Annotated in this window: 18 protein-coding genes; 8 read left to right on the top strand and 10 right to left on the bottom strand. The window is 44.7% G+C overall.

The window, feature by feature from the left end:
* Nucleotides 1-14 precede the first annotated feature (14 nt).
* From secY to rplQ, 7 genes are all read left to right on the top strand, one after another.
* Complete coding sequence (gene secY, locus AC3CKG_RS14735; protein WP_004736759.1) at nucleotides 15-1349, top strand: preprotein translocase subunit SecY; 1335 nt, start codon at nucleotides 15-17, stop codon at nucleotides 1347-1349.
* Nucleotides 1350-1388: 39 nt separating this feature from the next.
* Nucleotides 1389-1502, top strand: coding sequence for a 50S ribosomal protein L36 (gene rpmJ, locus AC3CKG_RS14730; protein ID WP_000868186.1), 114 nt, complete (start codon nucleotides 1389-1391; stop codon nucleotides 1500-1502).
* 148 nt (nucleotides 1503-1650) lie between these two features.
* On the top strand, nucleotides 1651-2007 hold the full coding sequence (gene rpsM / locus AC3CKG_RS14725) for a 30S ribosomal protein S13 (RefSeq protein WP_004738779.1): 357 nt from the start codon (nucleotides 1651-1653) through the stop codon (nucleotides 2005-2007).
* A 19-nt stretch (nucleotides 2008-2026) separates the two neighbouring features.
* Nucleotides 2027-2416 (top strand): 30S ribosomal protein S11, encoded by a 390-nt coding sequence (gene rpsK, locus AC3CKG_RS14720; protein WP_004738778.1) that lies wholly within the window; start codon nucleotides 2027-2029, stop codon nucleotides 2414-2416.
* 31 nt (nucleotides 2417-2447) lie between these two features.
* A complete protein-coding gene (rpsD, locus tag AC3CKG_RS14715; RefSeq protein ID WP_017076303.1) occupies nucleotides 2448-3068 on the top strand; it encodes a 30S ribosomal protein S4 in 621 nt (206 codons plus the stop codon).
* A gap of 22 nt (nucleotides 3069-3090) precedes the next feature.
* Nucleotides 3091-4083, top strand: a complete 993-nt coding sequence (locus tag AC3CKG_RS14710) for a DNA-directed RNA polymerase subunit alpha (RefSeq protein WP_004729813.1) — start codon at nucleotides 3091-3093, stop codon at nucleotides 4081-4083.
* 24 nt (nucleotides 4084-4107) lie between these two features.
* Nucleotides 4108-4488: a 50S ribosomal protein L17 gene (gene rplQ, locus AC3CKG_RS14705; RefSeq protein WP_372192932.1), complete on the top strand. Its 381-nt coding sequence runs from the start codon at nucleotides 4108-4110 to the stop codon at nucleotides 4486-4488.
* A 308-nt stretch (nucleotides 4489-4796) separates the two neighbouring features.
* On the opposite strand, the gene AC3CKG_RS14700 is transcribed toward rplQ, so the two are convergent.
* A complete protein-coding gene (locus AC3CKG_RS14700) occupies nucleotides 4797-5291 on the bottom strand; it encodes a DUF2780 domain-containing protein (RefSeq protein ID WP_017110598.1) in 495 nt (164 codons plus the stop codon).
* Nucleotides 5292-5425: 134 nt separating this feature from the next.
* Nucleotides 5426-6046 carry a BamJ family beta-barrel-assembly machinery protein gene (gene bamJ, locus AC3CKG_RS14695; protein ID WP_017107729.1) on the bottom strand — a complete coding sequence of 207 codons (621 nt, stop codon included), beginning with the start codon at nucleotides 6044-6046 and terminating at the stop codon, nucleotides 5426-5428.
* Nucleotides 6047-6259: 213 nt separating this feature from the next.
* Here bamJ and AC3CKG_RS14690 point away from each other — a divergent pair, with 213 nt between their 5' ends.
* A complete protein-coding gene (locus AC3CKG_RS14690; RefSeq protein WP_065104202.1) occupies nucleotides 6260-6844 on the top strand; it encodes a LysM-like peptidoglycan-binding domain-containing protein in 585 nt (194 codons plus the stop codon).
* A gap of 61 nt (nucleotides 6845-6905) precedes the next feature.
* Here the strand turns inward: AC3CKG_RS14690 and AC3CKG_RS14685 are convergent, their stop codons facing one another.
* From AC3CKG_RS14685 to AC3CKG_RS14650, 8 genes are all read right to left on the bottom strand, one after another.
* A complete protein-coding gene (locus AC3CKG_RS14685) occupies nucleotides 6906-7754 on the bottom strand; it encodes a DMT family transporter (RefSeq protein ID WP_280619444.1) in 849 nt (282 codons plus the stop codon).
* Nucleotides 7754-8206, bottom strand: a complete 453-nt coding sequence (locus AC3CKG_RS14680) for a GNAT family N-acetyltransferase (RefSeq protein WP_488528523.1) — start codon at nucleotides 8204-8206, stop codon at nucleotides 7754-7756. The genes AC3CKG_RS14685 and AC3CKG_RS14680 overlap by 1 nt, the downstream gene beginning before the upstream one ends.
* A gap of 57 nt (nucleotides 8207-8263) precedes the next feature.
* A complete protein-coding gene (locus AC3CKG_RS14675; protein WP_065606160.1) occupies nucleotides 8264-8830 on the bottom strand; it encodes a Crp/Fnr family transcriptional regulator in 567 nt (188 codons plus the stop codon).
* A gap of 71 nt (nucleotides 8831-8901) precedes the next feature.
* Nucleotides 8902-10656: a bifunctional lysophospholipid acyltransferase family protein/GNAT family N-acetyltransferase gene (locus tag AC3CKG_RS14670; RefSeq protein ID WP_488528522.1), complete on the bottom strand. Its 1755-nt coding sequence runs from the start codon at nucleotides 10654-10656 to the stop codon at nucleotides 8902-8904.
* A 12-nt stretch (nucleotides 10657-10668) separates the two neighbouring features.
* The gene (locus tag AC3CKG_RS14665; RefSeq protein WP_488528521.1) at nucleotides 10669-11112 is read right to left on the bottom strand and encodes a hypothetical protein; all 444 of its coding nucleotides are present in this window, start codon (nucleotides 11110-11112) and stop codon (nucleotides 10669-10671) included.
* A 10-nt stretch (nucleotides 11113-11122) separates the two neighbouring features.
* Entirely contained in the window at nucleotides 11123-11560 is a 438-nt protein-coding gene (locus AC3CKG_RS14660) for a YHS domain-containing (seleno)protein (RefSeq protein ID WP_102307531.1), read from the bottom strand.
* 12 nt (nucleotides 11561-11572) lie between these two features.
* Nucleotides 11573-12322: an NRDE family protein gene (locus tag AC3CKG_RS14655; protein ID WP_488528520.1), complete on the bottom strand. Its 750-nt coding sequence runs from the start codon at nucleotides 12320-12322 to the stop codon at nucleotides 11573-11575.
* Nucleotides 12323-12324: 2 nt separating this feature from the next.
* Nucleotides 12325-12867: a DinB family protein gene (locus tag AC3CKG_RS14650; protein WP_017078811.1), complete on the bottom strand. Its 543-nt coding sequence runs from the start codon at nucleotides 12865-12867 to the stop codon at nucleotides 12325-12327.
* Between the last annotated feature and the right edge of the window lie 8 nt (nucleotides 12868-12875).

Below are 12875 nucleotides of genomic sequence, written 5' to 3'. Positions count from 1 at the left end.
GGAACGAGGTACAGATGGCTAAGAAACCAGGAAAAGATTTTCGTAGTGCTCAGAGCGGCTTAAGTGAATTAAAGTCGCGCTTGTTATTCGTAATTGGTGCACTTTTAGTATTCCGAGCCGGCTCTTTTGTGCCGATCCCTGGTATTGACGCAGCTGTACTTGCCGATTTGTTCGATCAGCAAAAAGGTACCATCGTAGAAATGTTTAACATGTTCTCCGGTGGTGCTCTTGAGCGTGCATCTATATTAGCATTGGGTATCATGCCGTACATTTCGGCATCGATCGTAGTCCAATTGCTAACTGTAGTTCATCCAGCGTTAGCGGAACTCAAGAAAGAGGGTGAAGCAGGCCGTCGTAAGATAAGCCAATATACACGCTACGGCACGCTTGTACTTGCAACATTCCAAGCTATTGGTATCGCAACAGGCTTACCAAACATGGTCGACAATCTGGTTGTTATCAACCAAACCATGTTTACGCTTATTGCTACCGTGAGTTTAGTAACTGGTACCATGTTTTTGATGTGGTTAGGTGAACAAATCACTGAGCGAGGAATCGGTAATGGTATTTCCATTCTGATTTTTGCAGGTATTGTTGCTGGATTGCCTTCTGCAATCGGTCAAACAATCGAGCAAGCGCGTCAAGGTGAATTGCATGTGCTTCTTCTGTTGTTTATCGCGGTATTGTCTTTTGCTGTAATTTACTTCGTGGTTTTCATGGAGCGTGGTCAACGTCGTATCGTCGTTAACTATGCGAAGCGTCAACAAGGTCGTAAAGTGTTCGCAGCACAAAGTTCTCACTTGCCACTTAAGATTAATATGGCAGGTGTTATACCAGCGATTTTTGCATCAAGTATTATTTTGTTCCCAGGAACATTAGCGCAATGGTTTGGTCAAAATGGTGAAAGCAGCGCGTTCGGTTGGTTAACTGACGTGTCATTAGCTCTTAGCCCAGGTCAACCTTTGTATGTAATGCTTTATGCAGCAGCTATAATCTTCTTCTGTTTCTTCTATACAGCGTTGGTGTTTAACCCACGTGAAACAGCTGATAACTTGAAGAAGTCTGGTGCATTCGTACCCGGTATCCGCCCAGGTGAGCAGACAGCGAAATATATCGATAAAGTGATGACTAGACTAACCCTAGCGGGCGCTCTATACATTACTTTTATATGTCTGATTCCTGAGTTCATGATGGTCGCGTGGAACGTTCGTTTCTACTTTGGCGGCACATCCCTACTAATCGTAGTGGTTGTTATCATGGATTTCATGGCACAGGTACAGACTCATCTGATGTCACAACAGTATGATTCTGTGTTAAAGAAAGCGAATCTTAAAGGTTACGGCCGTTAATTCGGTTGTAGCATTTAGATTCCATTACGGAGTTTAGCAATGAAAGTTCGTGCTTCCGTTAAAAAAATCTGCCGTAACTGTAAAGTTATCAAGCGTAACGGTGTCGTTCGCGTGATTTGCAGTGAGCCAAAGCATAAGCAACGCCAAGGCTAATTAGCAGAAATTTTTACTTGAAATACAAGGTAGAGTCGAGTATATTCCTCGGCCTACCTTTTGCGTGCAAAAGAAGTAGTATGCCGCAGCGTATCCATCACGGGCTTTGCTGCGGATAATTCTTTTATGAACCCCTTAGGAGTGAATAATGGCCCGTATAGCCGGCATTAACATTCCTGATCATAAGCATTCTGTAATTGCACTTACTGCAATCTACGGTATCGGTAAAACTCGCTCTCAAGCTATTCTAGCTGAAGTGGGTATTGCTGAAGATGCTAAGATCAGTGAACTAACTGAAGAGCAGATCGATCAACTGCGTGATGGTGTAGCTAAGTACACTGTAGAAGGTGATCTACGTCGTGAAGTATCGATGAACATCAAGCGTCTTATGGACCTTGGCTGTTACCGCGGTCTTCGTCATCGTCGCAGTCTACCACTACGTGGACAGCGTACTAAAACCAACGCTCGCACCCGTAAGGGTCCGCGCAAGCCGATCAAGAAATAGTCGGATAAGGTAGAGTACAATGGCAAAACAACCAACTCGCGCGCGTAAGCGCGTACGCAAGCAAGTAGCTGATGGCGTAGCGCACATCCATGCTTCTTTCAACAACACAATCGTAACTATCACTGACCGTCAAGGCAACGCTCTTGCATGGGCTACAGCTGGTGGTTCAGGTTTCCGTGGTTCTCGTAAATCTACTCCGTTCGCAGCACAAGTTGCAGCTGAGCGTTGTGGTGAAATGGCTAAAGAATATGGCCTAAAGAACTTGGAAGTTATGGTTAAGGGTCCAGGTCCAGGTCGCGAATCTACTGTTCGTGCACTGAACGCTGCTGGTTTCCGTATCACTAACATTGTTGATGCGACACCAATCCCTCATAACGGTTGTCGTCCACCTAAGAAACGTCGCGTTTAAGTTTCGTTTCTAGGAATATTGGAGAAAGATCATGGCAAGATATTTGGGTCCTAAGCTGAAGCTTAGCCGTCGCGAAGGTACTGACTTATTCCTTAAGTCTGGTGTCCGTGCGATCGATACCAAGTGTAAAATTGATAACGCACCAGGTGTACACGGCGCTCGTCGCGGTCGTCTATCTGAGTATGGCGTTCAGCTTCGTGAGAAGCAAAAAGTTCGTCGTATTTACGGCGTTCTAGAAAAACAATTCCGCAACTACTACAAAGAAGCTGCACGTCTTAAAGGCAACACAGGTGCAAACCTGCTTCAGCTTCTTGAAGGTCGTCTTGATAACGTAGTTTACCGTATGGGCTTTGGCGCTACTCGTGCTGAATCTCGTCAACTAGTTAGCCACAAGTCTATTCTAGTTAACGGTAAAGTTGTAAACGTTCCTTCTTTCAAAGTAGCGGCAAACGACGTTGTTTCTATCCGCGAGAAAGCTAAACAGCAATCTCGTATTAAAGCGGCTCTAGAAGTTGCTGAACAACGTGAAAAGCCAACTTGGATTGAAGTAGATGCTAGCAAGATGGAAGGTACATTCAAGCGTATGCCTGAGCGTTCTGACCTATCAGCTGACATCAATGAACACTTGATCGTCGAACTTTACTCTAAGTAAGGTTAAAAAAAGAGAGGACACAATGCAGGGTTCTGTAACAGAATTTCTTAAGCCGCGTCTTGTTGACATTGAACAGATCAATACGACACACGCGAAAGTAACTCTTGAGCCATTAGAGCGCGGTTTCGGCCATACTCTAGGTAATGCTCTTCGCCGCATTCTTCTATCTTCTATGCCGGGTTGTGCCGTAACAGAAGTTGAAATCGAAGGTGTGCTACACGAATACAGCACTAAAGAAGGCGTTCAGGAAGATATCCTAGAAATCCTTCTAAACCTTAAAGGTTTGGCTGTACGCGTTGCTGAAGGCAAAGATGAAGTGTTTATTACACTGAACAAATCAGGCTCAGGCCCTGTTGTTGCAGGTGACATCACCCACGATGGTGATGTAGAGATCGCTAACCCTGAGCACGTTATTTGTCACCTAACGGATGACAACGCTGAGATCGCTATGCGTATCAAAGTTGAACGTGGTCGTGGTTACGTTCCAGCTTCAGCTCGTATCCATACTGAAGAAGATGAGCGTCCAATCGGTCGTCTACTTGTTGACGCTACTTACAGCCCGGTCGATAAAATCGCCTACGCTGTAGAAGCGGCACGTGTAGAACAACGCACTGACTTAGACAAGCTTGTTATCGATATGGAAACGAACGGTACTCTTGAACCTGAGGAAGCAATCCGTCGTGCAGCTACTATTTTAGCTGAACAACTGGATGCGTTCGTAGATCTTCGTGATGTACGTGTACCTGAGGAGAAGGAAGAGAAGCCAGAATTCGATCCTATCCTACTGCGTCCTGTAGACGATCTTGAACTAACAGTTCGCTCTGCTAACTGTTTGAAAGCAGAAGCGATTCACTACATCGGTGATCTTGTACAGCGCACTGAGGTTGAGCTACTTAAAACGCCAAACCTTGGTAAGAAATCTCTTACAGAGATTAAAGATGTGCTTGCTTCACGTGGTCTTTCTCTAGGCATGCGCCTAGAAAACTGGCCACCAGCGTCAATCGCTGAAGATTAATCGAAAAGTTAGAAGGATTAGGTCATGCGCCATCGTAAAAGTGGTCGTCAACTCAACCGCAACAGCAGTCATCGCAAAGCGATGTTCAGCAACATGGCTAGCTCTTTTGTTCGTCACGAAGTTATCAAAACTACCGTGCCTAAAGCAAAAGAACTACGTCGCGTAATTGAGCCGTTGATTACCCTAGCTAAGACAGACAGTGTTGCTAACCGTCGTCTTGCATTTGCTCGCACTCGTGATAACGAAGTTGTGGCAAAACTATTTAATGAACTAGGCCCGCGTTTTGCGGCTCGCCAAGGTGGTTACACTCGCATTCTTAAATGTGGTTTCCGTACTGGTGATAAAGCTCCAATGGCTTACATTGAGCTTGTAGACCGCCCAGCTGCTGAAGAAGCTGCTGAGTAATCTATACTAGATTCTTAATACAAAAGCCGAGCATTAGCTCGGCTTTTTTGTATCTGGATTTTGTGTCTTTAGAGTAAGAAACTTGTACCACGATATTTGGCATTTATTCTTGCCTTCTCTGCTTCACTTTTCAAAAATATCTCGTATCTCGTATCTCGTATCTCGTATCTCGTATCTCGTATCTCGTATCTCGTATCTCGTATCTCGTATCTCGTATCTCGTATCTCAAATACCTTTTCTTCCACGCACAAAAAAGAGCACCGAAGTGCCCTTACAATATTCTTCAACTATTCGTTATTCGCGAAGGCCTACTGCCAAATAGCGGCAAGTGAATCCATCAATCCGCTGGTTGCACCTTGAGATTGAAGCGCCTGAAGAATGATTGGTGCAAATGTCGTAACCATTGACGAATCCATACCTAACCCAGCAAACGCACTTTCAACAGCACCTTGTGAGCTTAGAACCGATGATAAGCCAGTAGATTCAAGTGAAGACATTCCAGGAATAAGCGTCGCAAGTTCTTTATTGTCGGCAGAGCCAAGTGAATTTTGTGCAAGCGCCAACATTGAACCGATTCCGCCGATAGCTTGATCGCTTGTTACAGATGCTTGGTCAGCAACGGTATCAGCAAGTGGCGTTGTTTCATTTTGTTGAGACCACATATTCACCGCTGCCATCAGTGCAGTTTGTGATAGTTGGGAATAGTTGGTATCTGATGATGAACCGGTTTGTTCAGAATCGCTCGTGCTAGCGCAAGAGACTACAGCAAGGCTGCTGAGTACAGTGATGAGTATCTTCTTCATTATTCTTCCTTAAGTAATAAAGTAATCGACCTATTCACTATAAACGAAAAACGGCGATGTAGTCACATCGCCGTTGAATTATTTCAATTTTATTTGCCTATAGTATTTTGTTTTACTAAAGGTTTTTATAAAAATTAAAGAATAGCTAGAAGTTCTACTTCGAATACTAGAGCAGCAAATGGTGGGATTGCAGCACCTGCGCCACGCTCACCGTATGCTAGATCTTGAGGGATGTATAGCTTCCACTTAGAGCCAACAGGCATCATTTGTAGAGCTTGTACCCAACCTTGAATTACGCCAGTTACTGGGAATTCAGCAGGTTGACCGCGAGATACAGAGCTGTCGAAAACAGTACCGTCAGTTAGTTCGCCGTGGTAATGAACACGTACTTGCTTGTCTGCAGTAGGGATTTCGCCAGTACCTTCAGTTAGTACTTCGTACTGAAGGCCAGACTCAAGAACTGTTACTTCTGAACGAAGAGCGTTGTCAGATAGGAAAGCTTCGCCGTCAGCAGCTGCAGCTTTAGCTAGTTCTTGACGTGCAGCTTCACCACGAGTGTGTAGCTCTTGTAGTGCGTTGTTGATTTCGTCAACTTCGATAGCTGGCATGTCACCAACTAGAGCTGTTGCGATACCAGCAGCGATTGCGTCAACGTTTAGGCCTTCAAGACCAGAACCAGCAAGTTGTTGGCCCATTTGTAGACCGATACCGTAGCTAGCTTTTTGCTCTACAGTTTCAAATTTTACTTCAGACATGAAAAGTCACTCTTTTTGTCAGTACGAAAAGGGTAAGAATACCAGTATTAGCAGCCTGAATAAACGGCTAGCCCCTGATCACTTACGCTTTACCGTGTCCAAATCACAGCTATGTCAATTTTCTTGCTTTGGTCTCTGTTGTAGCGGAAAGATCTATACTGTTGGTACTTTGGTTTTTATACTGTAGTTATTCAATGTATAGGACGCAGTGGCATGAATCGTCGTCAAAAGAAAAAACAGAAAGTAGACCACTTAGCAGAGTTCAAGGATCGACTGAATCAGGTCAAAGAGAAATTAAGTTCGATCGATATAAAGAAAATGAAAACCTCAACCGTACAAACTTGGGGATCACTACCGAAATTACACCAGAGACTATTGATGGTGATTTCGCCGATCGTATTAATCTTACTTTTCGTGCCGCTACCAGAACCTAAAGTAGACGCTGCTCCAACCACATCGCGCGTTGAGCTTGAGATAAACACCGTCGGCTTAAGCGAACAGCAAAATGCCAAGAACAGTTCATCAGAACCGAGCAACAACAACTGGCAGGAGTACCTGGTTAAACAGGGCGATACGTTGGCACAGGTTTTTCGAAACAACGATTTGCCGTTGTCTGATCTGAATGCGCTAGTACGGATTGAAGGTTCAGATAAGCCACTGAGTCAGATCAGAAAAGGTCAGCTAGTTAGATTCAAGCTAGCCGAAACTGGGCAACTGGATATTCTGCAGCTAGAGAAGGGCGACACGTCAGTGATGTTTTTCCGTTTGTCTGACGGTGGTTTTGGCCGCAGCAAATAGGTTTAATATAGAGCCGTGCGCTAAAACGTTTCGGTAGACATAGATAGACGATAGAAAAGAGCTAACTGTTAGCTCTTTTTTTTGGTCGCTTGAAAGGGGCGAGTGGCAAGATGATAAGCATGATTCCGATAAAGGTTAACGTATCTGGAATCTCATCAAACCATATTGCGCCTATTAGTGCGACAAACACTAATCCTGAATATTCAGCCAAGGCGATTTGGCTCGAATGCGCTTTCTGGTAGGCGGAAACAGCAAGTCCGTTATAACTCAATATGAGTGTTGCGCTGAGTGCTATGTATCCCAAATGCTCCACGGAGACCGGTTGCCAGTATAGGAAGCACAGCACTAATGATGCTGGTATAGAGAATAACGTTGTCCACCACAGCGTAGTGACTACCGTTTGCTCACTTGGAAGCTTTCTTACCAACACATTGAACAGTGCGAGCGTCAGCGCTGTGCCTAGTGCAAACAATGCTGCCCAATGAAATTGCGATGGCCTTAAGACAATCAATGCGCCAATAAAACCGATAGTGGTTGCTATCACCTTACCCAGTGCGGGTTGCTCTTTGAGTAGAAACATCGATAAAGGCAGCATCAACAAGGGTGCGACATAAAATACAGCGTTGGCGGTAGCCAGAGATAAATGGGTAATCGCGACAACCATACATCCACTGCCAATTAGTATCAGCTGTCCGCGTATGATGGTCACTTTGGCTTGCTGTAAGCGTCGTTGTTCCTTTTTCTGCTGTAGCCACAAAGGGGTGATGATGAGCAGAGATATCAACTGTCGGAAAAAAATATACTGAAGAGGTGGCACTTCGCCATTCAACAGTTTTACCGCTACGTCAGAAAGCGAGGCAAACAAATTACCTGCGATCAGCAATAGGATACCGACAGTGATATTCGACATTACTTCTCTAATCTCATATCAACGTGCGGAATATCGTCTTCCAAGTACATCTCAGAGATCGTTTTGAAGCCGTGGCTCGCATAGAAGTTTTCTAGGTGTTGTTGCGCACCAATATCGATAGTCGTGCTAGGCCAAAGAGCCTCACAGCGTGTTAACGCTTCTTTTATCAATTGATGCCCTAAACCATCACCTCTTGCTGATTGCTTAGTCGCCACTCGGCCGATGCTGGTGTTGTCGTAAGAAGTTCCTGGTGGTAACAAGCGTGCACACGCTACTAGCTCTGCATCAGCATAGCCAAGCAAGTGTTCAACACCCGTGATTATATCTTTACCGTCGAGCTCTGGATAAGGACAATTTTGCTCAACGATGAACACATCTACTCGTAATTTAAGTAGTTGATAAAGCTGTTGTGTTGAAAGTTCAGAGAAGGGAATTGAGTGCCAAGTGATCATGTTTACATCCAGAGGTTATCGATGCTCTGAATGTACTATGTGCGATGATTGTTGGCATTAACTATTGTTAATTCGACCTTTAATTCTGCTCAGACTGATCGCAGTTATTCCTAGGTAAGCGGCAATTTGATTGTTGTTGAGGCGTTGTTCAAGGTCTGGGTAGTGTTCGCAGAAAAGCTGATAACGTTGCTCAGGGGTATAGAGCAGCATGAAGCGTTCTTTGTTTTCCTTATGCATCAGTTGTGTTTCTAACAGCTTTAAATACAAAGGGTTGTTTGATGCGCGCCACTCGATAACCGCATTCATTGGCAGTTCTAACATAGTAATTGGTGTGAGCGTTTCTAACAGGTAAGGGGACGCTTGGTTTTTTATCAAACTCTCAAAGCCGATGATCCAATCTTGTTCCCAGTAGAACTCTTTGCTGTATTGCTTGCCGTCATTGGTGAGGTAGCAAGCGTGGCACAATCCCTCGAGTACAAAGTAGATTGAACTCGCCATTTCACCTTGATTGATCAGGATGTGTCTGGTTGGTAGCTCAAGCGGCTTGGCGACGGCTAATAGAGATTCAATCTGACTTTCAGAGAAGTCAAAGCTTTGTAGTTGTTCGATAAAAGAGGTGTGCATGGAAATAACCTAACCCAAATAAGTGTCGAAATCATCGCACTTATTTGAGTATAGGTACAGAGCAGGCTAAATCAGCGTCGAGCGTGCTGTTCTAGATAATCTTGAGCAAGTTCTCTACCCATGTATTTACCAAGAGTTTTCAGTGGTACTTTCTTAAGGTTAACCACAATCAAGCCATCTAGAGCATCATTAAATGATGGGTCGACGTTAAAGCACACCAACTTACCGTTCATCCCTAGATACTGGCGCAGTAGTACTGGTAGGCCTTTTCCTTGCTCCATACGTGCTAACACTTTAGAGAGCAGAGGAACACTTGCCAATGACGATAACAGATGATTTTGCCAGAACACATGATTACTGGTGTTGAGTGGTGACGAAGGAGAAACCAAGTTTGCTTTTTCTTCGTCATAATGATGTATCGATAAAGTCGTCGCAATCAACAGGCGCGCATTGTGGCTGTAATCATTACTGATACTGACTGGGCCGAATAGGTGAGTGTATTGAGGATGACGATATACGAAGGTCGCGATACCTTTCCACAATAATAATAGTGAGTTAAGGCTCTTTTGATAAGGCTTACTCACTACAGAACGCCCAAGCTCGATACTGTTGTCTAAGGTATCGATGAATTCTTGATTGTAGTTAAACAGACTGCGGGAATAGAGTTGATCAAGCCCGTGCTCAGTGATCAACTTGTCGACCATACCAAGTCGGTACGCCCCGACCAGTTCAGTCTTAGCTTTGTTCCACACAAACAGTTGATGGTAGTAAAGGTCATACTCATCTAAATCACAGGCAAGCCCGCTGCCTTCGCCGACCTCTCTAAAGCTTTCTTCTCTTACTCGACCAATCTCGCGCATTAAATTGGGGATCGATTGGCTCGGTGTGCAATACACCTCAAAATCGCCCTGTTCAAGTAATCTCATTTCTTGAGGAAGTGACGCGACTTCTATAGAGAGTACTTCTGATGGAATAGGAGCAATAACCTGAGTGTCAAAAGAGGGTGCATGGATTGGCGTGCTAGGGCTATCTTGTTGACTCATCAGATAGGTATTGAGTCGCAGATAGTTGACGATATCCATCTCTTGTTCAAACGATTTTATCTCTGAATATGGGATCGAAGAGCCAATAGAGATAGAGATGGTAGTCGCTCGTTTATTAAGAAGTTCACGACCAAGTAAAGCAGTTCGTAACAGTGGATGAACTCGTCCGGCTTGGTAGAAAAGCTCGCTATTTTTACCATTGATAAAGATAGGCACTGTGGTGGCTTGGTGACGCTTAACAAACTTGGCAACCGATTTGCTCCATTCGATGTCTGTTAGTGTTTTTGCCCCTTTACGGTAACTCGATACTTCGCCAGCAGGGAACACAATCAACAATCCACCGTCTGCCAAATGACGATTGGCATCTCGAATGGCTTTGGCATTGGTGCGTTTTGATTCTTTACTGTTAAAGACATCTACACCGATGAAAAGATCATCCAGCTCAGGCAGGCGCTTAAGTAACTCATTGGCCAGCACCTTCACATCCTTCCTTACTGATCCTGCGAGATCGGCAAGGATCACACCTTCAATTGCGCCAAGCGGGTGGTTAGCCACAATGACTACTGGCCCTTCTTCTGGGATATTATCAGTGGCGCCTGCGGAAACAGAATAGTCGATATTCAATGCCGACAGGGTGTGATGCATGAATTCAAAACTAGACAACTCATCAGGTCTATCTTGATAGAGTTTGTCTAGCTTAGATAGCCCAGTTGCCCACTCGACAACAGACTCACCTAAACCAAAAGGCGTGTAACGTGGTAAACGAAAAGGACTATCAATCATAATGAAGCTACCTTATTGACTAAAGTTGTTTAGGAAACCGTCTTGATTCTTGAAATCTTTCACACTTAAAAATGCACCGCACAGCCACACTAGGCATGCCATACCAAACAGTAATCCACCGTCATAACCAACAATTTCACCCGCTGCATTAAACTCAGGCATTTGAATACCGAGCGGCGTAAACAGATGGAAGAAAATCGCACCACTCATAATTCCCATACTCATGATGGCACCTAGGCCATGCCAACGAGTAAACAGCAAAATGGCCGCAATCAATTCAGCGCCCCCAATCAAGTAGCCGCCAAATGAACCGAACCAACTTAAGCCAGACCATGTCGCCAAGGTGCCAAAGATATGCTCAGTTTCGTATGAGCCGGTGAACTTAAAAAATAGCGACTGAATGAACACAAACGCAATAAATGCCGCAGGGATATGTTTAGCTGGAGTGAATGTCATGGTTATTCCCTTATTTGATCAGTTGCGGCCAAATGGTGTCGGCTTTTTGAATATGTTGTGCTCGGTCTTGTTCCCAACGCTGTTTAATCTCTTGGTCGTAGTTGAGGTAAAGCTTGTTATCAACAATCGTCCATTGATTCGGGTCTCCGGGTGCAAAATCACTTTTTGCTGAAACAGCCCAAGCGCAATAACCACCATATTGAGGGGCATATTTTTCAGGATTATTAACAAATAAAGTCAGATTCTTTTCAGAAGAGAAATACCAGTCCGCGCCTTTGTATTCTGTGCTGAATTTTTTACTGCCTTCAGTGGGCTTACCTGAAGTGAAATAAGCCACAGTGTCGTAGCCATCGAGCGCCTTACTGCTAAAGAACCCTGTGTAGATTTCATCGGCGGCAAATACATATGGGCTAACAAGTAGCATGACCATGGTTAATAGTTTTCTCATGATGGACTCCATCTATAGATTGATTGCTGGTGATAAATCGAAGGTAAAACGCTGTTGATTTATCTGGCATGGTTTAATGGGTTCACAAGGCGAGCCGGGTGCGTAAAACATCGAGGCTTGGCCGTGTAGATTGCGTAAATGTGTAAAGCTCACGGTGCGCGCGTCTTCACGATGCATACAGGTCGCTAAATGAGGTTGTTCGCTGTGATGGTGAGAGTGAAACTGAAGTAAGTTCTGTTGATTCTTACCCGTTGCCATAAGCTGATCGTATTTTGCTTGTCGATAGGCTTGTACTCGCTCTAAATCAACACCGGATGAGAAGAGTGGAGAATCGGTGTCGACTATTTTTTGTTGAATGCCATCCCACATGTAGGCGATAACCAAACCATGGTGTTGAGTTAAGTTCGGCGCGAAAGCCAGCAAGGTAAATGGGGCAAAAGAGTGCAGGTCGAGCTTATGAAATGCTTCAGAGAGCTGACTGATATTACGACTCGATGATAGGTTCTTGAGTAACAAACCACGGCTGACTAAAAGGCCATCAGGTACGATGCCTTGATAGTTATTGAGTAGGCATAACGAAAGCCCGAACTCATTGATACTGATCCAGCTACCACCACCGGTTGGGTCGAGTGGCATGATGATATCGACGCCGTTAACTCGATATTGTTTAGGTGGCATCGCCAGTGCACGTGTCTTTTGTTCATCACGATTAAAGAAGACCTGATAGCCATTGTCTTCAAGCAGCCAAGATACTGAACACATGATTATTGCTCCCTCAAATAGCTGCTGGTGGTTGGGGCATAACCAAAGGTGTTGCATGTTTCGACATCAAGAAAGGTTGTGATCACTTTGATCATCGCGTAATGATGATTGGCGTGCAGCGCAGCAAAGGTAACCTCTCTTTCTAGCGTAGAAGGCAGGCTGGCAAATACTTGTGTATCCATCGAAACTTCGGTTTGGATCATGATAGGCGCTTCGAGATCTCTACGGTCTAACCGTTCAAGCCAGTTGATCACATAGTGGATCTCTTTCAGCGCAATCGACCTATCGAATTCGACGGGGTGACCACGACGACGAGTGTTGTAATCAACGGTCGCATTCTCTTTTAAAATCAGAGCGTGAAAAAGATCGAGCGTGTGACGAGTATGCTCACCAATAGAGCTTGTGACGTGCGGCTTTGCTCGTGTCAGATAGTCGCTGTCAGATATCGCTAACAAAAACTCTAAACCCTGATTCAATATCTCTACCGCTCCCTTGATACTAGGAGAGAAAGAGGTGAGGGCGCTCGGTTGGGCTATGGGGTTCATTCATGATC

It is taken from the genome of Vibrio sp. QJM3NY_15 (genome assembly GCF_057785995.1).
The sequence above is the reverse complement of the archived record's forward strand: the minus strand, read 5'-3'. Positions and strand labels throughout refer to the sequence as shown.